The organism is Mycobacteroides franklinii, assembly GCF_001853795.1.
Classification (GTDB): Bacteria; Actinomycetota; Actinomycetes; order Mycobacteriales; family Mycobacteriaceae; genus Mycobacterium; species Mycobacterium franklinii.
Genome location: NZ_MLIK01000004.1, coordinates 1210345 through 1232175, shown reverse-complemented (window position 1 = coordinate 1232175; position 21831 = coordinate 1210345). Strand labels below are relative to the sequence as shown.

Sequence of the window (21831 nt, the reverse complement as noted above, 5' to 3'; positions counted from 1 at the left end):
GGGGGTGGCCGCGTCTCCGCTGCGGTGGCAGCGGAGAAATGACGTCACCTGTCTGCATATCGGCACTGTCCGGGCCCAATACGATCATGGCTTTGTGCTTTCACCGCAAGGAAGTTGGACCTTTTAATCCTCAATCGTCCCGGCTACGGTGAACCGGTGAGTGACACGAGTACCGATGTCATTGTCGTGGGCGCGGGTCTGTCGGGTCTGGTGGCGACCTGTGAATTGGTGGACCGCGGCAAGAGGGTCATCATCGTCGAACAGGAGAACGCCGCCAATCTGGGCGGGCAGGCGTATTGGTCTTTCGGTGGTTTGTTCTTCGTCAACAGTCCCGAACAGCGTCGCATGGGGATCAAGGATTCCCACGAGCTGGCCCTGCAGGACTGGTTGGGTACTGCCGGGTTCGACCGGCCGGAGGACCATTGGCCACGCCAATGGGCACACGCGTATGTGGACTTCGCTGCCGGAGAGAAACGAACCTGGCTGCGTGCCAGGGGGTTACAAACTTTTCCGCTGGTTTCCTGGGCCGAGCGCGGCGGCAAGGATGCGCTGGGTCCGGGTAACTCCGTGCCGCGATTCCACATCACGTGGGGTACCGGTCCCGGGCTGGTGGAGATCTTCGCCCGGCGGGTGCTCGCTGCCGTCGACCGTGGCCAGGTGCGCATCGCGTACCGGCACCAGGTCGATGAGTTGATTGTCGATCAGGGTGCCGCCGTGGGCGTTCGCGGCACGGTGCTGGAGCCATCGAGTGACGTGCGCGGTGTCGCGTCCTCGCGAACGGCGTTGGGAGAATTCGAGTTTCGCGGACAGGCCGTCATCGTGACCAGTGGTGGCATCGGCGGAAACCACGACCTGGTGCGGGCGAACTGGCCCGAGAGGTTGGGTCATGTGCCTTCTCAGCTGCTGACGGGTGTGCCTGCACACGTCGATGGCCGCATGTTGGGGATCTCGGTGGACGCCGGAGCCCACCTGATCAACCGTGACCGTATGTGGCACTACACCGAAGGCATTACCAACTACGACCCGATCTGGCCGGGCCACGGAATTCGCATCCTGCCCGGACCTTCGTCACTCTGGTTGGACGCCAAGGGATCTCGGATCCCGGCGCCACTGTTCCCCGGATTCGACACGCTGGGCACGCTCGAGCACATCTGTGGCAGCGGGCACGACTATTCGTGGTTCATCCTGAATGCGCGGATCATCGCCAAGGAGTTCGCGTTGTCGGGTCAGGAGCAGAATCCCGACCTCACGGGTAAGGATGTGCGTGGGGTGTTGCGGCGCGGTAAGGCGGGTGCGCCCGGGCCGGTGCAGGCGTTCATCGACAAGGGCGTCGATTTCGTCACCGCCACCAATCTGCCGGACCTCGTCGCCAGGATGAACGCGCTGCCGGACGTCACGCCTCTGGACTACGCCACTGTCGCCCAACAGGTGACGGCGCGCGACCGCGAGGTGGCCAACCCGTTTGGCAAGGATCCGCAGATCGCCGCCATCCGTGCCGCACGTGGCTATCTCGCCGACCGGTTCACCCGCGTGGTGGCTCCGCACCGGCTCACCGATCCCAAGGCCGGTCCGCTCATCGCGGTGAAGCTGCACATCCTGACACGAAAGACGTTGGGCGGTCTGGAAACCGATCTCGATTCGCGTGTTCTGCGTGCCGACGGCAGCTGCTTCGAAGGCCTGTATGCGGCCGGGGAGGTTGCCGGATTCGGTGGCGGCGGTGTGCACGGTTATCGCGCGCTGGAGGGCACGTTCCTGGGCGGCTGCATCTTCAGTGGACGGGCCGCGGGCCGGGGCGCCGCCGAAGACATCGGCTAGTCACCTGCCGACTGGGTGGGCTTAGAAGGTGACCGCATCCTCGTGCGGCAGCACCTGGAAGTCCGCGTCGGACATCTCCCGAAAACGCGTGTAGAAGAACGGGTATGCGGCCTCTTGCAGAATGCCCTGGTGAATCGGCACTGCCCGGGCCGGGTTGACCGCGCGCAGATACTCGATCGCCTCGGACACCTTCATCCACGGCGCCGCGGCGGGCAGCGCCAGCACGTCGACGTCCTCGCCGGGGGCGAAGAGCGCGTCACCGGGATGCATGAGGCGCGCGGCATGCTCACCGTCGCCGATCAGATACGAGGTGTTGTCGATGAGCGGGATCTCCGGATGAATCACCGCGTGCTGCCCGCCCACCCCGCGCACCGTCAGCTCCGCGACGGTGAAGCTGTCGCCGGCATGCACCGCCTGCCACGGCTCGCCCAGCTGCGCTGCGGTCATGGGGTCGGCATAGAGCGCCGCCCCGGGGTTCGCCTCGACCAGCGCGGGCAGCCGTTGTAGGTCCACGTGGTCGGGGTGCTGATGGGTGATCAAGATGGCTGACAGACCGGTGATCCCTTCGAATCCGTGCGAGAAATTGCCCGGATCGAACAGCAGAGTGGTGTTGCCGAAATCGGCCAGCAGGCACGAATGCCCGAAGTGGGTCAGCTGCATGAGGGGAGTCTAGGCGGGATGTGTCCGGGCCCACACGGTAAAGTCAGTCCGTGGCCCGAGTCGTCGTAAACGTCATGCCGAAACCCGAGATCCTGGACCCGCAGGGACAAGCGATCGTGGGCGCACTCGCCCGCCTTGGCTATGCCGGCGTGGCAGACGTCCGGCAGGGCAAGCGCTTTGAGTTGGAATTTGACGGAGAGATCGGCGATTCCGACCTGGAGTCCATCGCCGAGGCGTTGCTCGCCAACACCGTTATCGAGGACTGGGAAATCGTGCGGGAGTCCGAATGACCCCACGCATCGGTGTCATCACGTTCCCCGGCACCCTCGATGACGTTGACGCCGCGCGCGCGGCCCGGCTCTCCGGTGCCGAGGCCGTCTCGCTATGGCATGACGATGCCGACCTGAAGTCAGTCGACGCGGTGATCGTGCCCGGTGGCTTCTCCTACGGTGACTACCTGCGTGCCGGGGCCATCGCGCGGTTCGCCCCGGTGATGCGTTCGGTGGTGGACGCCGCCGCGCAGGGTCTGCCAATCCTGGGCATTTGCAACGGTTTCCAAGTGCTGTGCGAGGCCGGGCTGCTGCCCGGCGCGCTGGCCCGTAACGCCGGACTGCACTTCGTATGCCGGGACGTCTGGCTGGGTGTCGACGCCAACAACACCGCCTGGTCGTCCCGGTACGAGCAGGGCGCCGATATCCTGGTGCCGCTGAAGTCCGGTGAGGGCCGTTACGTGGCCTCCGATGCGGTGCTCGATGAGCTCGAGGGTGAGGGCCGCGTCGTCTTCCGCTACCGCGAGAACCCCAACGGGTCGATGCGCGATATCGCCGGGATTTCCTCGGCCAACGGCCGCGTGGTGGGGCTCATGCCGCACCCGGAGCACGCCACCGAGGCGCTGACCGGGCCCAGCGACGATGGGCTCGGGATTTTCTACTCGGCGCTCGACGCCGTGCTGACCGCGTAAATCCTGCCCGCCAATAGGCGTTTGCTGACGGCTCACGTAGCGGCCGTGCGACACTGCCCGTCTTAGTGGCTCATTGCATCGCGCGTCCTCGTACGCAGCGGTTTTCCGGCAATGGATGGCAAAGCCCCAACCAGTGCCTATCTGCGTATTTGCTGTGCAGTTGCGCAGATGTCCGTTCTTGCAGCTATGCTCCCACCAATTGCGGAGGGAGTGTGTCTATGGGTCAGGCAATCAGGGTTAGATGGCGGGTCGCGGCGCTTGTCCTATCGGTTGCGGTCGCCTGTCTTGGGTTCGCGGGACCGGCGACGGCCGACAGCGACTTGGCCGACAAGCCAAGCTCTCAGTTGATGTCCCTGCTTCCGGACGACGCCATCCCGGCGGACTGGAAGGTGGAGAAGGACGACCTCGCCGGCGCAACCAGCAGCGGTGACCAATTGTGTCACCAGGCTGGCGACGCGAATGGCGCCAAGGTTAACTTTCTCGTCCGGTTGCAAGCGTTGTCGCACTGTACGGAATCGGTCGATGTCCTTTACGGCAAAGAGAACCCTGGGGTCGACATGATCGCCTGGGCCAAGTCCATCGTGCCCGCGCAGGGGTTCAACACCCTGGAGACGGGCACCGCGTCGGTGCAGATTTCGTCCGCCCCCGGCCCGAACACCGCGCCCTATCCGTCGGTCACGGCGCTGATGCGGCCGACCGACATGGACCAGGAGATTCCCGGGCAGCTGGTGACGTGGGTCCGAGTTCGTGGGCTGCTGGTTGTCGTGCGATCGTTCGCGTGGGATGTAGGTGAGGGGCGGGCGCGGCTCGACCAGGTGGTGCACTCGGCGATCGGCAGAATCAAGGCCGTGTGATCCTCCCGTTGTCCGCCTTTGGGCGACAAGCAAGATAACGAATTGTTTTGTCGCTCAAAGGCGGGCACACATCAGTGCGTTGAGAGACCGACCCGCCTAGGGCAGCAGCGCGACCGACGCCTCGGCGGTGTAGCTCAGGAACGTCAAGGTCTCCTGCAGGTAGAGCTGCACGCTCTCGGCGTCATGGGACAGGTAGCCGATGGTGACATCGGTGCCCAGCTGTAGGTCGAAGTCGCCGCCGCGGCAGCTCAACACGAACGCCCCGTCAATGGCCGGCGCCCAGAGAATCTCGCCGGTCACCAGCCGGCCAAGATGCTCGCGGATGGGGTACCCGCGATCGGAGGCCTCGCTGACCTTCGTGTACTCCTCGGCCGACAGCAGCACCGAATACGGACCGTCGACACCGGCCAGGCGCAGTTCCGAGAGCGCCTGCGCGACGATGTCGGGGTACTCGCGGACATCTTCGGGCAGCTTGAGTTCGGGGTTGGAGCTGGACTCGCGGATGCCGACGATCGAAGCGGCCGGGTATCCCTCGAAGATGGCACGGTCCTCGGCGAACGCCAGCTTCTTGGCCGCCGCCTTGACCGGGTCCCAATCGGAGTCCTGTGAGCCCCGCTCGACATCGTCGATGGCCGAGCGGGTGATGGTGAACGGAACGCGGAGCCGCACAAGTGGTTTGCTTTCGCGCAGATGGGCCTGCACACCGTCGGCGGGTGCCGCCACATCCAGTAGATGCCCGGTGCTCACGGCCGCACTGGAGGGGCCACCCGGTTCGCTGACGTCGACTACCCGGCGCCCGGCGATGTGGCGCTTGAAGGTGCGGGCGGCCTCGGTCTCGATCTCCGCCCAGGCCTCGTCGGTGATGGGTGCGAGTTCGCGGTACAGGTTGTTCATGACAACGATCCTTTCAGGCTGCCGATCGAAAGAGAACCTTGGTATCCAACAGATTTGGTGGCTGCCACGGTGGGCAGCGGTGGGGGAGCGTCGAGGAAATCGGCGGCCGGTGCAAAGAACAGTCCGCCGGTGACCGCGGTCGAGAAGTCCAGGATACGGTCGGTGTTGCCCGGTGGATCCCCGATAAACATGTTGCGCAGCATGCGTTCCGTGACGTCCGGGGTGCGCGAGTAGGCGATGTAGTACGTGCCGAACTCGGATTTTCCGAGCTCGCCGAAGGGCATGTTCCGCCGCAAGATCTGCAACTCGTTGCCCTCTTCGTCCTCGATGACATTCAGCGCCACATGGGAATTGGACGGCTTGACGGCATCATCGAATTCGATGTCATCGAGCTTGGTGCGCCCGATCACCTTCTCCTGCTCATCCACGGTGAGCGCGCTCCACGCGGCCATGTTGTGCAGGTATTTCTGGACGTGTACGTAGCTGCCGCCGGCGAAGTCCGCGTCCTCGGAACCGACAAGGGCAGCCGAGGCTGCCTCGTCGCCGTCGGGATTCTCGGTGCCGTCTACGAATCCCAGCAGGTCGCGGTTGTCGAAGTACTGAAAACCATGCACCTCGTCGGCGACGGTGACCGCACCCGCCAGCGTCGTGGTGATGCGGGTGGCCAGTTCGAAGCAGCGGTCCATGGTCGAAGCGCGGATATGGAACAGCAGGTCGCCGGGGGTCGCCGGAGCCACGTGCCGCGCGCCGCGCACCTCCTGGAAGGGCCACAGCCGGGCGGGCCGTGAACCGGAGAAGAGCCGGTCCCAGGCATCCGACCCGATGGCGGTGACCAGCGACAATCGCCGTGCCGGGTCGCGGAATCCGATGGCTCTCGCCAGGCCGGACAGCTCCGGCAGGGCGTCGTGAACTGCCTGTTCGGCGCCCTCGTTGACGGTCACCACCAGGAAGATGGCCGACGAGGACAGCGGTTCTAGGACGGCTTGCGGCACAGGATCGGGCACGCTTCGACCCTAGACCGTATCCGGTCAGCCATCATGGGAAGCGTGACCGCGACCGCAACAGGACTTTGCCAATTCATCGACGCCTCACCGTCGCCGTTTCATGCTGTGGACACCGTCGCACACCGCCTGCGCCAGGAAGGGTTCACCGAGCTGTCCGAGGCGCAACGGTGGCCCGGGCACGCCGGCGACTACTTCGTGGTGCGGTCCGGTTCGATTGTGGCCTGGCGCGGTATGGACATGGAAGACGAGAACGTGGCCTTCCGGGTGATCGGGGCGCATACCGACAGCCCGAACCTGCGGGTGAAGGCCAACGCCGATCGGGTGCAAGCGGGTTGGCCCATGGTCGCCCTGGAGCCCTACGGGGGTGCCTGGGTACAGACCTGGCTGGACCGCGATCTGGGCTTGTCCGGGCGGGTGCTGGTGCGCGATGGAGATGCGGTGCGGTCCACGTTGGTTCGCATCGATCAGCCGATCCTGCGGGTCCCGAACCTGGCGATTCACATGGTCAGTGCCGAGGAACGCAAGAAATGGGTGATCGACCCGCAGTGGCATGTGAACTCGGTGTGGAGTGGGAAGCGCAGCTTCGAGGAGTACATCGCCGAGCAGTTGGGGGTCGCCCCGGCCGATATCCTGGGGCGCGATCTGATGACGCACGACCTGACCGGCGCGGCGCTGGTGGGACCCGACGAGAGCCTGGTCAGTGCGCCCCGTTTGGATAACCAGGCCAGCTGCTATGCCGGCCTGGAGGCATTCTTGGCCGCCGAATCCAGTTCGACGACCGTGCTGGCACTCTTCGACCACGAGGAGATCGGTTCGGTCTCCGACCATGGCGCCCACTCGGATCTTTTGTCGACAGTACTGGAACGGATCGTGCTGTCCAGCAATGGAACCCGCGAGGATTTTCTGCGGCGAGCGGCCGCTTCGCTGATGGTCTCGGCCGATATGGCGCATGGCACCCACCCCAACTATCCGGATCGGCACGAACCGGGCCACCAGATCGGCGTCAACGCGGGACCGGTCATCAAGATTCACCCCAACGTGCGTTACGCCACCGATGGGCGGGGCACGGCGGCCTTCGCGCTGGCCTGCGAGCGGGCCGGGGTCCCCGTGCAGCGGTACGAACACCGGGCGGATATGCAGTGCGGCTCCACTATCGGTCCGTTCGTGGCATCACACACCGGCATTGTCACCGTGGACGTGGGTGCCGCGATGCTTGCGATGCACTCGGCACGTGAGCTGATGGGCGCGCACGACGTGCCGATGTACTCCGATGCGCTGCAGGCGTTTTTGGAGCTACCCGCTACATCGTGAAGCGCAGATTGGAGACGATCTTCCACCCCAGGTCGGGATCGCCGTCGAGGGTGAATCCGTTGCGGTTCGCGCTGGCACGTCCGCCCAGATGGCGAGCGAACTCACAGGTGTCCGCGGTGAGCGTCACCTGGGGGGTCTCGGAGAGTGTGGCCACGATGCGGGCCCGGTCCGGGATTTCGATGTTGATGGTCTGCGCACCAATTCCGGTGAGCACGAAACGGATCCGGCTACCTTGGGGTGCGCCGGCCCGCTTGCCCACCAGGAAAGGCAGCGCGTTGATCAGTTCGGCAAGGGCCGGTGTCACGGTCACCGGATCCGTCGGTGCGGGCAAACCGAGGCTGTCACGCACGTCCAATTCGTGCATCCAGCAGTCGAAGTCACGAATTTGCATGAACCGGCCATAACTTTCGGGCCCTACGGGGGTGGCGGTTTCGGCGTTGAACTGCTCTTGGGACAGGCCCTCCAGAATGGCCAGCCGGGCGCTGGTGACGGTGCGCAGGTCATTGAGCACCGCGACCGGTGGCAGCTTGCGGTAGTAGGTGAGCCAACGTTCGTTGAGGACGCCGACGGGATTGTGCACGTGCGGCAGATTCGCGACGGCCTCGTCGGTGCTGGGGATCGGGTCGCCCGAGAGCAGGCGCTCGGTACCGACCACATGCGCGAGGACATCCTTGACGGTCCACCCCGGCAACACCGACGGTGCGGCCCACTGGTCATCGGTCAGGCGCGCGCCCAACTCATCGAGCGCGGTCCACTCGGCGGCCAACGCGGCGACGACAGGCTGCTTGGCGACGATCGTGACGGTCATGGGGCGAGCCTACGAGAGTTAGCGCGGACAGGTTTCGAATTGGGCGCGCAGCTCGCCTTGCAGGGCCACATCGGGGGCAGTACTGGGCTGCGGCTCCCACACGCCCGTGGAGCAGCGTCCGGGACGGACCGTGATCTGGGCGTGGTCGATCGTGTACACGGTTGCCGTTCCTGACTTCTTGATCAGCTGAAGCTGTTCTTCCGCAACGTGATCCATGTTCCGGCCGGTCAGCTTAGTGAGCTGGATGCTGTTGCGGTCAGGCTGGTCACGGTTGCCTGGTAGCGGGCCCCGATTGAAGTCGCCGTCGACGGGCGCGATGGTGTCCAGGGCCTCCCACAAGTCCAGCTGCGCCGCGGTCGGCAGACCGTGGCCGGATCGGATGCTGGGTGGATCGTTGGCGTAGATCAAGGAGTTGGTGATTACCCAGTCGCTGGTGGAGCCGGGGAAGTCGGTGCCGAGCCTGCGCACTGCCGTGGCGAATTCGGTGGCGCCGATATCGTCCGGCCGTCGATCCTTGCCGTCGAACAACGTGACATTGAGGCTGGTGCCGGCGGGTCGGTCGTAGTCGGACGGCCACACCCGCCCGGTGATCTGGTGGCCGTATTCGCCCCGGGAAAGTTTCAGCCAGTCCTGCCACGGCGGCTCCGGGGTAGCAGCCGAGGGCCGCAGTTCGACATACATCGTGGAAAACAGGTGATTGCCCTCCGGCCAGCGTCTTACGTTGAGGGTCGCCGCCCAGGAGCGGAACGTGCGGGAATCGTGGATCTGGCCGGTGAAGACGCGCGTCAGTGCGGAGAGCTGATCGGCGGACGCTTCGCCGCGGACGTAGACGTCGAAGGTGGCACTGGCCGGTGCGGGGCCGCCGCTGTGGCTGATGGTGTGTGACACCGACGACACCCCCGCAAGCGATCGCAACGTTTCATCGATTCGGTCGGCGGTCCGCGAGCCGGTGAAATCGCAGCCGGCGACCAAGGATGCGACGCTGAGCACCAGAACGCCAAGCGCGCCGCCGCCCTGGCCGAACATTCTCATTGGTGGAGTATGCCGTCCCGGTGAGTCTCGGTGTCCTTGTCAGTCGGCATCAATACTGTTAGGGGATCGATCGAGAAGGGACCCATGATGGCCGAGACCAAGAGTGTTGTGGCGAATATTCAGGCCGCATTCGCCACCCGGACACCACCGGAAAAGATTGGTCTCGCGTTGACAGCGATCATCGTGCTGTTCCTGTTGGCCGATGCCGTGCCGAAGATCTTCGGAGCGCAGTTCGCGCGCACCGCGACGGAGGCGCTGGGCTTCCCGGCCTATCAGACAGCGCTGATCGGCTGGGTGCTGCTGGGATGCACCATCGTGTGGGCCATCCCGCGCACCGCGGTCCTCGGCGCGATCGGGTTGACGGCATACCTGGGTGGTGCGGTCACGATCGACATGCACGAGGAAGCGTGGTTCCCGGTCATCTTCGCCATCGGCTTCGGATTGTTGATCTGGGCGGCAATGATCCTGCGCCGGCGCGAATTGCTGAAGGTGCTGATCGGCTAGCGCGGGCAGGTCTCATATGTGGCGCGCATTTCCGCCTCGACTGCTGAACTGCGCAGTGAGGGAGGCATTTCCCCCATGCAACCGCCCAGCCACACAGTGACACTGGTCTTGTTGCCGTGTAATTCGTAGATACCGGGCTGGCCGAACTGCTTCAGCAGCTCCAGTTGCGCAAGCGCTAGGCCTCGCAGCTGCGCTTCGGTCGCTGTCGGGACCTCCGCGTACGTGGTGTTCAGATAGTGCCGCGCCGTGGAGTACTGGACGTCCTTTTGATCCTTGTGGGCAGAGCGCGCGGTAAACCTCGCGGAGGTCGGAGCGACCGCGTTGAGCCGTTCCCACAGTGCGACCACGCTGATATCGGGAAAGCCCTGCTCGGTGCTGAGAGCCGGGTATGCGCCGACGACAGGTCCTACCCGCCACGCGGCGTCGGACAAGGCCGCAAAGTCACCGGCGATCTGATGGAAGGCCGTCGTGATGTCCCGATAATCGGTAGTTCTGCCCGGTTGACTGCCCTTGATCGCGACATCCACTGTGACGCGCGGCGCGGGACCGGAGTAGGCGGTGGTTATGTCGGCGCTCCCGACGTTGGGCGATTGCCGCAACCGGACCCAATCGGCGAAGGGCGGCGCGGGTTGACGTTTGGCGTCTGCGTCGATGGCTGAGGTGACCTTGCTGCAGCTCGACGAGGTGTCTTGGGTTGTGCAGGGCGCCACGACAGTAAGCGTCACATCGTGCTGACTGAAGCCGACCTCGCGTACTCGCTTCGTGAACAGCTCCCAGATGGCCGACAGCTGGTCGGCGGTCACGTCGGGAACTACCGAGACCGTCAGGCCGAACCGCTGGCCCTTGGTGAAGACGTTGAAGTAGTCGTGGGTGGTCTCGGTGACGCCGGGAAGTGCGCGGATCTGCGTGGAGATCTGCTGTGACTCTTCGGTGCGTTGCGGCGCACACCCGGTCCCCAACAGGACCACGGCGACGGCAACTACGGTCCAGATACCTCGGTGCCCCCATTTCACAGCGCTCAGTATGCGCGCCTGGAGCGTTTGTCCAGGCCTGCACCGACCACATATAGAATCTTGTCGTGACTTCACGGGTTGACTCGGTCGATAACGCAGCATCCACTCCCGATCACCCGCAGCCATTCGCTGAACTAGGGCTCAAGGACGACGAGTACGCGCGCATTCGCGAGATCCTCGGTCGCCGTCCCACCGACGCCGAGCTGGCCATGTACTCGGTGATGTGGAGCGAGCACTGCTCCTACAAGTCCTCCAAGGTGCACCTGCGCTACTTCGGGGAGACCACCACCGAGGAGATGCGCTCGGCAATGCTGGCCGGCATCGGGGAGAACGCCGGTGTCGTGGATATCGGTGACGGATGGGCGGTCACCTTCAAGGTTGAGTCGCATAACCACCCGTCGTATGTCGAGCCCTATCAGGGCGCCGCGACGGGCGTGGGCGGCATCGTGCGCGACATCATGGCCATGGGTGCCCGGCCGATCGCCGTCATGGATCAGCTGCGTTTCGGTGCGGCCGACGCCCCCGACACCCGTCGCGTGTTCGACGGCGTGGTGCGCGGTATCGGCGGCTACGGAAACTCGCTGGGTCTGCCGAACATCGGCGGCGAGACGGTGTTCGACGCCTCGTATGCCGGCAACCCGTTGGTGAACGCGCTGTGCGCCGGGGTGCTGCGCAAGGAAGATCTGCATCTTGCCTTCGCTTCCGGCGCCGGTAACAAGATCATCCTGTTCGGCGCACGCACCGGGCTCGACGGTATCGGTGGGGTTTCGGTTTTGGCCTCGGAGACGTTCGGTGGGGACGAGGCCGACGGCGCCTCGCGTAAGAAGCTGCCCAGCGTGCAGGTGGGTGATCCGTTCACCGAGAAGGTGCTCATCGAATGCTGCCTGGAGCTGTATGCGGCGCATCTGGTGGTCGGCATTCAGGACCTCGGTGGTGCCGGACTGTCCTGCGCGACATCAGAACTTGCCTCAGCCGGTGACGGTGGCATGCACATCGACTTGGACAAGGTGCCGCTGCGGGCGACTGGTATGACACCGGCCGAGGTGCTCTCCAGCGAGTCCCAGGAGCGCATGTGCGCCGTGGTGACCCCGGAGAACGTCGAGGCCTTCATGGCGGTGTGCCGCAAGTGGGATGTATTGGCCACCGTCATCGGTGAGGTCACCGAGGGTGACCGGCTGCGGATCACCTGGCACGGCGAGACTGTCGTCGACGTGCCGCCGCGGACCGTCGCGCACGAAGGCCCCGTCTATCAGCGTCCGGTGGCTCGCCCCGACACCCAGGATGCGTTGATCGCTGACAGTGCAGCGGGATTGGCGCGTCCGGCCACCGCCGCCGAGCTGCGACAGACGCTGCTGGACATGATCGGCAGCCCGCACCTGTGCAGCCGCGCGTTCATCACCGAGCAGTACGACCGATATGTGCGCGGAAACACCGTGCTCGCCGAACACGCCGACTCCGGCGTGATCCGGGTGGATGAGCAGACCGGGCGCGGAATCGCGTTGGCCACCGACGCTTCTGGTCGGTACACGGTGCTGGATCCGTACCGCGGTGCGCAGCTGGCACTCGCCGAGGCGTACCGCAATGTGGCGGCCTCCGGCGCGACTCCGGTCGCGGTGACCAACTGTCTGAACTTCGGCTCCCCGGAGGATCCGGGCGTCATGTGGCAGTTCTCCGAAGCGGTCCGCGGCCTCGCCGATGGCTGTGTGACGCTGGGCATTCCGGTCACCGGTGGCAACGTCAGCTTCTACAACCAGACCGGTACCACCCCCATTCTGCCCACTCCGGTGGTCGGCGTCTTGGGTGTGATCGACGATGTAAATCGGCGCATCCCCACGGGATTCGGGACCGAGCCCGGGGAAACGCTGATTCTGCTGGGTGACACCGCCGACGAGTTCGACGGCTCCATCTGGGCCCAGGTGGCACACGATCATCTCGGTGGCACACCGCCGAAGGTCGACCTGGCCCGCGAGCAGCTGCTGGCGCAGGTTCTCACCGCCGCCTCGCGGGACGGGCTGGTGTCCGCCGCGCACGATCTGTCCGAGGGCGGGCTCATCCAAGCCGTCATCGAGTCGGCACTGGCCGGTGAAACTGGTTGCCGGATCCTGCTTCCGGAAGGAGCCGATCCGTTCGTGGCGTTGTTCTCCGAATCCGCCGGGCGCGTGCTGGTCGCCGTCCCGCGTACCGAAGAGAGCAGATTCATGTCGATGTGTGAGGCGCGGCAACTCCCCGCCGTGCGCATCGGCGTCGTCGATCAGGGTTCGGATTCCGTTGAGGTGCAGGGACAATTCTCGGTTACGCTGGCGGAGCTACGTGAGGTTCACGAGGGCGTGCTGCCCGGATTGTTCGGATGAGCGAGACTCCTGGAGTCCCGGTTACAACGAGCACCGTCGATCCCGATGATTGGATCGGCCGCAGTTGGCTGGCATTCCAGGAACTAGAGGAGCAACTCGAGCACCGGCACCCCTTGGTGGCCTGGGCATGGAATCTGCTGCGGCTGGATTTCTGCGGAATCGCCTTCGGGGCCTTGTTCTTCTGCCTGTCGCTGACGCCGTCGCTGATGCCCCGCACCTGGCTGTTCCAGGGGCTTATCGGTGGTGCCACCGCGGCCATCGGCTACGGCATCGGTGTCGCTCTCTCCAAACTGGTGCTGCGTTTTTGGCTTGGCCACCAGAAATGGTGGCCGCTGCGCGACCGGGTGATGGTGACCGTAAAGCTCGGAGTGGTGGTCCTCGGGGCGGTGTGCTCGCTGGCGATGATCGTGCCCGCTGCTCGGTGGCAGCGCCAGATCGCCGCGCTCATGGACACCCAGGGGCCGACGACGATGGAATACTCGAAGTCCTTTCTCGTCTCGATTGCCGTTGGTGCCCTGTTTATTTCGGTATCCCGGATATTGCGTGACCTGGTTCGGTTGCTGGCCCGGTTCCTCATCCGCCGCCTGCGGCTGAGCCAGGAAGTATCGCTGCTCATCGGCACTGCCATCGTTGCGGTGCTGGCGATCATGTTGTTCAACGGTGTTTTGGTGCGCGGATTCTTCTCCGCCGCCAACGCCTCGTTCGGCCCGCACAACGACACCACACGCGCCGGAGTCACCCAGCCGATCCAACCCGAGCGGTCCGGCAGTCCGGCATCGCTGTCCTCCTGGGAGAGCCTCGGATATGAGGGGCGCAACTTCGTCTCCGGTGGTTTGCACGCCGATGTGCTCTCCAGGGTGAACGGTCGCCCGGCCAAGGAGCCCATCCGGGTGTACGCGGGGCTGGAGACTGCCGATACCGCCGAGGGCCGGGCCGACATCCTGGTGCGGGAATTGGAGCGCACCAAGGCATTCGAGCGCAAGGTATTGGTGATCGTGCCGACCACCGGCACCGGCTGGGTAACGCCCGCTGCCGCCCGCGGTATCGAGCTTATGTACAACGGCGATACCGCGATCGTGGCCACTCAGTACTCGTTCCTGCCCAGCTGGATCTCGTTCCTGGCCGACAAAGAGAAGGCCCTGGCTTCGGGCAAGCTGTTGGTCGACAGCGTCCAGAAGCGCTGGGCTCAGCAGCCCGAGGGGCATCGCCCCAAGCTTCTCATCTACGGCGAAAGCTTGGGATCTTTTGCGGGGCAAGGCGCATTCGATGGTCTCGGTGACATACGTGCCGCCGGTGTCGACGGTGTGTTGTGGACCGGTCCGCCGAACTTCAGCCATATCTGGAACGAGCTGGTGTCCAAGCGTGACCGGGGCACGTTGGAAGCGCTGCCGGTGTACGACAGCGGATTCACCGCGCGTTTCGCGATAGGCCCCGATATCGACGCCCTTGCCAAACCGCCGTGGCAGAAGCCGCGGGTGCTGTTTGTGCAGCATCCGTCGGACCCGGTGACCTGGTGGTCCACCGATCTGCTGTTCAGCCAACCGGATTGGCTCAAGGAGGCGCCGGTGGGGGACCGGTCTGTCGCCATGCGCTGGTATCCCATCGTCACCTTCTGGCAGGTGGCCGCCGATCTGGCCAACGCTGTCGGAGTGCCCGACGGGCACGGCCACAACTACGGCATCTCATCGGTCAACGGCTGGGCCGCGATCGCTCCGCCGGACGGTTGGACCGCGCAGGACACCGAACGCATCCGGAAGGCACTCGACGACACCGCGTCGCTCGACGGCCCCGACACGTGACCTCTCGCGTCCGGGCACTTGCTCTGTCTATCGCGCTGGTGGGGTGGCCGGCGGTACTGGAGCGGGTTCCGCAGCGCTGGCGCCCCCTGATCGGGGCGGGCGCGAGCACGGCGCTGGCGGTGGCGGCCGGCACCCCTCTCGGGCTTCGGCGGCCCCAGCTGAGGGCGGGTCTGCGTCTCGGTGGCGTCGTCGCATCGACCATCGCCGTCGCGGTCGGTGCCTCACCCGTGCTGAAGCCGGTGCGCGCCTCGATGCGGGAGCGCGATATCGGGCTTCATCCCGCGGCGTGGCTCGGGTTGCACATTCCGGTGGGCACGGTGTGGTCCGAAGAGCTCGCGTTCCGTGGGGTGCTGCAGCCGATCGCCGTCGAAGCCTTCGGGGGCAGGCTGGGTGGTGTGGTGCAGGCGCTGGCCTTCGGGCTGGCTCATGTTCGGCCCGCGCGCGCCGTGGAAGACCCCATCGTGGCGACGGTGCTGGTCACCGGGTTGTTCGGTGGGCTGTTGGGCTGGCTGCGCGAGCGATCGGGCAGCGTGGCTGCGCCGATGCTGGCGCACCTGGCGCTCAACGAGGCCGGTGCGGTGGCAACCCTGTGCCTGGCTCGGCCGAATGTCGGCTAGGGCGAGAAAGTGCGAGCAACTGATACCAAAAGTGGACATTCGACGGAATACTGCACAGATGGCCTCGAAGTGGATGAACAGAGCCGGTGCAGCGCTGGCAGGAATGACCATCGCCGCCGGACTAGCACTGGCCGCACCCGCGGGCGCTGATGCCGGGCAGGGCGCCTCGTTGCCTGTATTCGTGCCGCACCCATCGGACTGGGCGCCGGACACCTCGGTATTCCCCTACAACATGTGGCAGAACCGGGCGAACGATGAGCAGTTCACCGCACTGCGGGATTCCTGCCAGTGGTTCAACGCGCAGTACGACACCCTGATGGGTTCGGTGTATGGATTCCAGAACTATCTGCGTGATCACCACGACGTCTGGGCGGCCTCGGGTTCGGACACCGTTGGCAATGTGGTGACCGCCAACCTGGATCAATCGGCGGCGTTCCTGGATCCGCGGGTGCATGCGCTGTACATCACCAACTACCCGGATCAGAGCCAGTATTCGCCGCTCTACAACGGTGACTCGTTCTATCACCTGTGGTTCCAGTTCACCCAGATCAGCGACAAGATCAAGCAGCAGTTGCCATCCGGGGTGATCAACGCAAACATCGCGACAGCGACCGTCTACGGCAACACCATTCGAGACTCGGGAATCTGCGGCGGGGCATAGGGCCCCGGACTCGGCCAGATAGGCTGGCGGACATGCCAGCTCGCGCACCGGATGCCGCCTCGACCCGGGCTGCCGTGCTTGCGGTGGCCGAATGGTTGCGTGACAAGCAGGCGCCGGAGCCGGCGCGTGGTGCCCTGGCGGACGCCGTCCGGTTCACCGCGCGAACCCTCGCGGCCGATGCGCCCGGCGCATCCGTGGAGGTGCGGGTGCCGCCGTTCGTTGCGGTGCAGTGCATCTCGGGTCCGCGACATACCCGGGGAACCCCGCCCAATGTGGTGGAGACCACCCCGCGTACCTGGCTGTTGCTTGCGACGGGGCTGCTGACCGTGGAGCAGGCAGTCGCCGACAGGGCCGTCACCGTGTCCGGATCGCGTGCCGCCGAGATCGCCGAATGGCTGCCGCTGGTGCCGCTTGGCTAGCGGAAGAACGGATACTCCTGCACCCAGTGGAATCCTCGGCTGCGCAGCGGCAAGCTGTTCGGATCCACCCGTTTCAGCATGATCGTTACGGGCGCGTGGTACATCGTTCCGCCCAGCATCAGAGAGTCGACGTTCGGCTGGCTATAGGTCAGGTCGGCGAAAGGCGCTTTCCCGCCGATCTTTCCGCCGGAGGTGTCCGAGGTATTCATGAGCAGCAGGTGGCCATCGTGGAACTCTGCGAGGGCTATCACAAGGTTGCCGTTCATGTGCTGGTATGTCGCCGTCCCGGGCTTGTCGAAAATGATTGTTTGCCAGCGATTCTCATCGGTAGCCAATGGTGGGACGTACGTTCCGTCGACGAAGAATGCCTGCACCGACCAGATGCCGTACAGCTCGGACTTGGGGCTGCCGCCTCCGTACTCATGCCAGGTCGCCCACCCGTCGTAGACGCCACCCAGCGCCACCCAGATGCCGATGGCCACCTGGCCCCAGGCCGCGGCGCGATTTCTGCGGTTGTCGGTGAACAGCGGTGGTTGCGTCAAGGGTTCGCTCGCACGTTGTCGCACAAAGACATTCAGGAGCCGTCCCAGGTAAGGGGTGAGCAGGACCACGCTCAGCAGTAATAGGTGTAATGACAAGAGTTTGACGGGAACGTCGAACGTCATGTTCATCAGGAAGACCTGGGCCATGCTCGCCAGGCTCAGCACCGAACCCAGCACCGCCGTCCGGGGCACGAACAGCAGTAGCCCGGCGATGACCTCCACCGCGCCCAACGCCATCTCATAGGGATGAGAGCTGCCCACCTGCAGCCACAGCACCGAGGCCGGGCTCAACGTGCCGTATGGCTGTAGCAGCTGAGCCAGCGTCGGCTCCGGCATCTGAGTGGGGATGAGTTTGGCGAAGCCGTAGAAGAGCATCTGCCCGCCCAGGCACATCCGCAGGAACAGCGTGAACCAGGCCAGCAGCCGCGGGTACGAGGTGCGGCGATCGAGCACCGTCCACACCGCCGTCGCCACAATCGCGACGACCAGAATGCAGAACACCAGCACCCAGATGGCGGCCTGGTCCCCGCTCCCAGAGTCCTCGTGCAGGACGGCGTCCACCCCGAACAGGGTTCGGCCTACCCAGCCCGTGATCGGGTTCAGTAGCGACATCGCCGACAGGGCGAACTGGCCACCGATCACCCGGCCCACAACACCCAGCAATGCGAAGGGGATCTGCGTCAACAGCAGACAGAAGAGGCCGAAGTAGACGACGCAGAACCGGAATGCGACGCGTGTCAGCGGGCGCCATGATGTAGTGGCCTGGGTCACTTTTGTGATGGTACTGATGCGACCGGCCCGGCCGATTCCGCGATCAGCAACCTTCCCCGTAGACTGGGGCGGTCACCCAAGCCCACGCAGGACGCAGCCAGGGAGCCGCACCGTGACCGCACAGCCGATCGAGCTGGAAAATGACCCTCGCGAAGAATGTGGCGTGTTCGGAGTCTGGGCGCCCGGCGAAGAGGTAGCAAAACTCACCTATTACGGCCTGTACGCGCTGCAACATCGTGGCCAGGAAGCCGCGGGCATCGCCGTCGCGGATGGCTCGCAGATCGTGGTGTTCAAGGATTTGGGACTGGTCAGCCAGGTTTTCGATGAGCAGACTCTGGCGGCCATGCGGGGGCATGTGGCTGTCGGGCATTGCCGCTACTCCACCACCGGCTCAGTCACCTGGGAGAACGCTCAGCCGGTATTCCGGACCACTGCTGCCGGTACCGGAATCGCATTGGGACACAACGGGAACCTGGTCAACACTGCCGAGCTCACCGAGCGTGCGCGCGACGCCGGTTTGATCAACTCGAAGGCCCCGGGCATGGCCACCACCGATTCGGACATCATGGGCGCGTTGTTGGCGCACGGCGCCGCCGACGCCACCATCGAGCAGGCCGCGATGGCGCTGCTGCCCACCGTCCGCGGCGCTTTTTGCCTGGTCTTCGCCGATGAGAACACGCTCTACGCAGCGCGCGATCCGCACGGGGTGCGCCCGTTGTGCCTGGGTCGTCTCGACACCGGTTGGGTAGTCGCCTCGGAGACCGCGGCCCTGGACATCGTCGGCGCCTCGTTCGTTCGGGACATCGAGCCCGGCGAGTTGCTTGCCATCGACGCCGACGGGGTGCGCTCCAGCCGGTTCGCCAATGCCACGCCCAAGACCTGCGTCTTCGAGTACGTGTATCTGGCCCGGCCCGACAGCATGCTGGACGGCCGCTCTGTGCACTCCACCCGCGTCGAGATCGGTCGCCGGCTTGCCGCCGAACATTCGGTGGATGCCGACTTGGTGATCGGTGTTCCCGAGTCCGGCATCCCCGCCGCCGTCGGGTACGCACAGGGCTCGGGCATCCCGTACGGACAGGGACTGATGAAGAACGCCTACGTGGGCCGCACCTTCATTCAGCCGTCGCAGACCATCCGTCAGCTCGGTATCCGCTTGAAACTCAACCCTCTTCGTGAGGTCATCCGCGGCAAGCGCCTCGTGGTGGTGGACGATTCGATCGTCCGCGGCAATACCCAGCGCGCGTTGGTGCGGATGCTGCGCGAGGCCGGGGCAGCCGAGGTGCACGTGCGCATCGCTTCACCGCCGGTGCGCTGGCCATGCTTCTACGGCATCGACTTTGCTTCTCCGGCAGAACTTATCGCGAACGCGGTGGAATCCGACGACGAGATGCTCGACGGCGTGCGTACCGCGATCGGTGCCGACAGCCTGGGCTATATCTCGGCGGAAGGAATGGTGGCGGCCACCACGGAACCCCGCTCGCGGTTGTGCTGCGCGTGCTTTGACGGCAACTACCCGATCGAGCTGCCCAAGGAAGCGGCGCTCGGCAAGAATGTGGTCGAGAACATGCTTGCGGCCACCGCCCGGGAGACCTCCAGCGACAGTTCCGAATCCGTCCAGACGCGCTAGCGGTCTGGCCCCGGCGGCGGGTACTTCTCGTCGACGACCACGTCCCGCAGTCGCGGGAAGTCTGCCTTGATGAGTTCTACTTGTGTGTCGATCGTGTCCTCGAGCGCGGTCATGAAGGACCGCTGAAGTTCTCCGGTCAAGATCACTTCGTCGATCAGTACGAACAGCTCCGCGATGACCCACGGCTCCGTTTCGTAGACGTTGAGTACGACAGTGGCGCTCGCGCCCTGCAATCTGTGCGACGCAACCTGGTAGCGGCCCCGTCGGGAGGCGAGAAGTCTTGTTGTGTGGGTGATTTCGACGATCACCCATTCGATCGGCGTCATCAGACCGGCGATTCCGATCTGCGTGGTGAATGTATCGCCGACGGCGAGCGCATCGAGTCGACGAGCTGTGTCGGCGAAGACGCGGGGTGCGTGATTACCCGGTTCTATGTCGTCCGCTGAGGGCAGCTCAAAGTCGGCTACAGAAGAGATTTCCTCGAGGCTGCGGGGGAACTGAAAGCGCCGTTCAGCCGATAGCAAACTTCCCCCCTCAGGTGTTGTTGGCCCGAGGCTATGTGATTGAGGGTGAACGTGCGATGACCGAATTGGGCGAATTACTTGACCGAACGTGCGCCGTCTCGATACTGAGCCGGCGTTGCGCCCGTCCACCGCCGGAAGGCGCGAGTGAATGCGCTCAACTCCGAAAAGCCGAGACGAAGCGATAGGTCATTGAGCGATTCCGATCCGCCGGCAAGACTTCTGATGGCCTCCGCGTGCAGCGTCGAGTCCCGGATCTGCCGGATGGAGGTGCCGAACTCGCTGCGAAGCGAACGCTGGAGCGCCGACGGTGCCATGTTCAGTGCACTCGCGATATCGCTCACGGTGGGAATCCCCTGCCCAATGCTTGATTCGATGATTCGTTCCACACGGTTGGGCAACTGCTGGTGATAGCCGTGCACGTCGAACCAGATCTGCTCCGGGCGTTCCAAAAGGGAGGTGATCTCCTCTTCGGTGCGAAGAATCGGAACATCGAGGAGCTTGGCGTCCAGAATTATCGCGGCCGAGTCATTACCGAACTCGATCGGCGCCTTGAACACGTTGCTGTGATCGGCCCGCCCGTCCGGCTGTGCCTGGGGGAGAAGAATTCGCTCCACCCGGATTGACCGCATGGTCAACCAACTCCAGATGCGGACGACGAGGGCCAGAGCCCACACCGTGAACGTGGCGTCGGGCAACGTGAGTGTCGAGGCCTCCAGTGCCACGGTGGCGAAGTCACCAGATCTGACCGCCGTCATGCTCGGTACCAAGGGCATCGCGTCGCGGAACGCTGCCCAGCGGGCAAAAGCCGCACCGGTGGTCTCCGACGTCGCGAGGCTGAACATCAGGACCTGCAGGGTCTCGGGTGGGACGGGCGCCGGGCTGGTGCCGAATGACAGGTCACCCGTACGGGCCAGAACTTCGCAGGTAACGACGCGAACCTGTTCGGGGCTGATTGCCACGGGTTCACCAGCAAGGAACCGAGGCGAAACCTGCGCATCCATCAGCATTTTGGCCGCGTCCATGCCTTGCCGCTGCGCCAATTCCGTCGCCAGGGCACCCCAATGCGGCGGGATGGACAGCAGCTCCACGTCACCTCCTGAATCAAGATTCGAGAGGTGATCTTGGTATAGATTATTGCCAGTTTCAACTACCGCGGTAATGCGGTATGTCAATCCCGCGTGCGCGCAAGGATTCTGCCACCTTGGTGAGTAGACGTAGGAGCTCGGCCTGTTCCCTGGCGGGGAGGTCGTCGAAAAGCGCGGCAGACACCAGCTCCGAGGGGCGGAGCTCCACCTTGGTGATTTCCTTTCCTGCGTCCGTGATTTCGACGCAAGTAATCCTTCGGTCCCGTTCATGGGGCACCCTGCGGACCAGGTTTTCCTTCTCCAGGCCGTCAATCAGCACCGTCATGTTCCGCGGGGACATGCCGAGATGTTCGCCGAGCTCGCTCATTCCGGCGGGCTCGGTGCGGGTGGACAGGCCGACAAGCACCGCCGCACGCGGCACGGTCATGCCGCCATTGGTGGGGATGTTCGACTTGGTCCATTGCGTGGCCGCCTTCGACACCTTGAGCAGGGTGAAGAGTAGTTCTCGTGCTGTTGTGCTTGACATAGCCAATCTTAACAATTGATAATATTACTGTTGGTACGTTACCCACCATCCTA

At 64.7% G+C, this 21831-nt stretch carries 21 protein-coding genes and 1 pseudogene; 12 read left to right on the top strand and 10 right to left on the bottom strand.

The features are described 5' to 3' along the window. Positions 1-156 precede the first annotated feature (156 nt). Positions 157-1815, top strand: a complete 1659-nt coding sequence (locus tag BKG76_RS06475) for an FAD-binding dehydrogenase (RefSeq protein ID WP_070936721.1) — start codon at positions 157-159, stop codon at positions 1813-1815. 21 nt (positions 1816-1836) lie between these two features. Here BKG76_RS06475 and BKG76_RS06470 read toward each other — a convergent pair whose 3' ends face one another. Continuing rightward, positions 1837-2475 carry an MBL fold metallo-hydrolase gene (locus tag BKG76_RS06470; RefSeq protein WP_070936720.1) on the bottom strand — a complete coding sequence of 213 codons (639 nt, stop codon included), beginning with the start codon at positions 2473-2475 and terminating at the stop codon, positions 1837-1839. A gap of 50 nt (positions 2476-2525) precedes the next feature. On the opposite strand from BKG76_RS06470, the gene purS reads away from it, so the two are divergent. The 3 genes from purS (at position 2526) to BKG76_RS06455 (ending at position 4290) form a co-directional block, all read left to right on the top strand. After that, on the top strand, positions 2526-2765 hold the full coding sequence (gene purS / locus BKG76_RS06465) for a phosphoribosylformylglycinamidine synthase subunit PurS (RefSeq protein ID WP_070936719.1): 240 nt from the start codon (positions 2526-2528) through the stop codon (positions 2763-2765). Next, on the top strand, positions 2762-3436 hold the full coding sequence (purQ, locus tag BKG76_RS06460; protein ID WP_070936718.1) for a phosphoribosylformylglycinamidine synthase subunit PurQ: 675 nt from the start codon (positions 2762-2764) through the stop codon (positions 3434-3436). The genes purS and purQ overlap by 4 nt, the downstream gene beginning before the upstream one ends. Before the next feature lie 218 nt (positions 3437-3654). Continuing rightward, complete coding sequence (locus tag BKG76_RS06455; RefSeq protein ID WP_131815796.1) at positions 3655-4290, top strand: hypothetical protein; 636 nt, start codon at positions 3655-3657, stop codon at positions 4288-4290. 96 nt (positions 4291-4386) lie between these two features. Here BKG76_RS06455 and BKG76_RS06450 read toward each other — a convergent pair whose 3' ends face one another. Both BKG76_RS06450 and BKG76_RS06445 read right to left on the bottom strand, forming a co-directional pair. Further along, positions 4387-5184, bottom strand: a complete 798-nt coding sequence (locus tag BKG76_RS06450) for a family 1 encapsulin nanocompartment shell protein (protein WP_070936716.1) — start codon at positions 5182-5184, stop codon at positions 4387-4389. Then, positions 5181-6188 carry a Dyp-type peroxidase gene (locus BKG76_RS06445; RefSeq protein ID WP_070936715.1) on the bottom strand — a complete coding sequence of 336 codons (1008 nt, stop codon included), beginning with the start codon at positions 6186-6188 and terminating at the stop codon, positions 5181-5183. The genes BKG76_RS06450 and BKG76_RS06445 overlap by 4 nt, the downstream gene beginning before the upstream one ends. A gap of 42 nt (positions 6189-6230) precedes the next feature. Here BKG76_RS06445 and BKG76_RS06440 point away from each other — a divergent pair, with 42 nt between their 5' ends. Next, positions 6231-7499, top strand: coding sequence for a M18 family aminopeptidase (locus BKG76_RS06440; protein ID WP_070936919.1), 1269 nt, complete (start codon positions 6231-6233; stop codon positions 7497-7499). Here BKG76_RS06440 and BKG76_RS06435 read toward each other — a convergent pair. Both BKG76_RS06435 and BKG76_RS06430 read right to left on the bottom strand, forming a co-directional pair. Beyond that, the gene (locus tag BKG76_RS06435; protein ID WP_070936714.1) at positions 7489-8307 is read right to left on the bottom strand and encodes a maleylpyruvate isomerase family mycothiol-dependent enzyme; all 819 of its coding nucleotides are present in this window, start codon (positions 8305-8307) and stop codon (positions 7489-7491) included. The two genes, BKG76_RS06440 and BKG76_RS06435, sit on opposite strands and share 11 nt — an antisense overlap. Before the next feature lie 18 nt (positions 8308-8325). Continuing rightward, positions 8326-9339 carry a hypothetical protein gene (locus BKG76_RS06430; protein ID WP_070936713.1) on the bottom strand — a complete coding sequence of 338 codons (1014 nt, stop codon included), beginning with the start codon at positions 9337-9339 and terminating at the stop codon, positions 8326-8328. 84 nt (positions 9340-9423) lie between these two features. Between BKG76_RS06430 and BKG76_RS06425 the strand changes: the two genes are divergently transcribed. Continuing rightward, entirely contained in the window at positions 9424-9843 is a 420-nt protein-coding gene (locus BKG76_RS06425; protein ID WP_070936712.1) for a DoxX family protein, read from the top strand. On the opposite strand, the gene BKG76_RS06420 is transcribed toward BKG76_RS06425, so the two are convergent. Next, positions 9840-10856, bottom strand: a complete 1017-nt coding sequence (locus tag BKG76_RS06420; RefSeq protein WP_131815795.1) for a hypothetical protein — start codon at positions 10854-10856, stop codon at positions 9840-9842. The two genes, BKG76_RS06425 and BKG76_RS06420, sit on opposite strands and share 4 nt — an antisense overlap. A 65-nt stretch (positions 10857-10921) precedes the next feature. Between BKG76_RS06420 and purL the strand changes: the two genes are divergently transcribed. The 5 genes and pseudogenes from purL to BKG76_RS06395 all read left to right on the top strand — a co-directional run bounded on the left by purL (position 10922) and on the right by BKG76_RS06395 (position 16703). Continuing rightward, positions 10922-13207 carry a phosphoribosylformylglycinamidine synthase subunit PurL gene (gene purL, locus BKG76_RS06415; protein WP_070936710.1) on the top strand — a complete coding sequence of 762 codons (2286 nt, stop codon included), beginning with the start codon at positions 10922-10924 and terminating at the stop codon, positions 13205-13207. Continuing rightward, positions 13204-15006: an alpha/beta hydrolase gene (locus BKG76_RS06410; RefSeq protein ID WP_070936709.1), complete on the top strand. Its 1803-nt coding sequence runs from the start codon at positions 13204-13206 to the stop codon at positions 15004-15006. Before purL ends, BKG76_RS06410 begins: the two co-directional genes overlap by 4 nt. Next, positions 15003-15646 (top strand): annotated as a pseudogene (locus tag BKG76_RS06405) (Rv0804 family intramembrane glutamic endopeptidase). The gene BKG76_RS06410 and the pseudogene BKG76_RS06405 overlap by 4 nt, the downstream one beginning before the upstream one ends. Positions 15647-15681: 35 nt before the next feature. After that, positions 15682-16284 (top strand): hypothetical protein, encoded by a 603-nt coding sequence (locus BKG76_RS06400; protein ID WP_070936708.1) that lies wholly within the window; start codon positions 15682-15684, stop codon positions 16282-16284. 32 nt (positions 16285-16316) lie between these two features. Continuing rightward, positions 16317-16703 (top strand): sterol carrier family protein, encoded by a 387-nt coding sequence (locus BKG76_RS06395; RefSeq protein ID WP_070936707.1) that lies wholly within the window; start codon positions 16317-16319, stop codon positions 16701-16703. Here the strand turns inward: BKG76_RS06395 and BKG76_RS06390 are convergent. Continuing rightward, positions 16700-18016 carry a DoxX family protein gene (locus BKG76_RS06390; protein ID WP_070936706.1) on the bottom strand — a complete coding sequence of 439 codons (1317 nt, stop codon included), beginning with the start codon at positions 18014-18016 and terminating at the stop codon, positions 16700-16702. The genes BKG76_RS06395 and BKG76_RS06390 overlap by 4 nt on opposite strands. A gap of 112 nt (positions 18017-18128) precedes the next feature. Here BKG76_RS06390 and purF point away from each other — a divergent pair, with 112 nt between their 5' ends. After that, entirely contained in the window at positions 18129-19643 is a 1515-nt protein-coding gene (purF, locus tag BKG76_RS06385) for an amidophosphoribosyltransferase (protein ID WP_070936705.1), read from the top strand. On the opposite strand, the gene BKG76_RS06380 is transcribed toward purF, so the two are convergent. The 3 genes from BKG76_RS06380 to BKG76_RS06370 all read right to left on the bottom strand — a co-directional run bounded on the left by BKG76_RS06380 (position 19640) and on the right by BKG76_RS06370 (position 21778). Next, positions 19640-20167, bottom strand: coding sequence for a hypothetical protein (locus tag BKG76_RS06380; protein ID WP_070936704.1), 528 nt, complete (start codon positions 20165-20167; stop codon positions 19640-19642). The genes purF and BKG76_RS06380 overlap by 4 nt on opposite strands. A gap of 74 nt (positions 20168-20241) precedes the next feature. Then, positions 20242-21255, bottom strand: coding sequence for an AraC family transcriptional regulator (locus BKG76_RS06375; RefSeq protein ID WP_070936703.1), 1014 nt, complete (start codon positions 21253-21255; stop codon positions 20242-20244). 55 nt (positions 21256-21310) lie between these two features. After that, positions 21311-21778: a MarR family winged helix-turn-helix transcriptional regulator gene (locus tag BKG76_RS06370; protein ID WP_070936702.1), complete on the bottom strand. Its 468-nt coding sequence runs from the start codon at positions 21776-21778 to the stop codon at positions 21311-21313. Positions 21779-21831 lie beyond the last annotated feature (53 nt).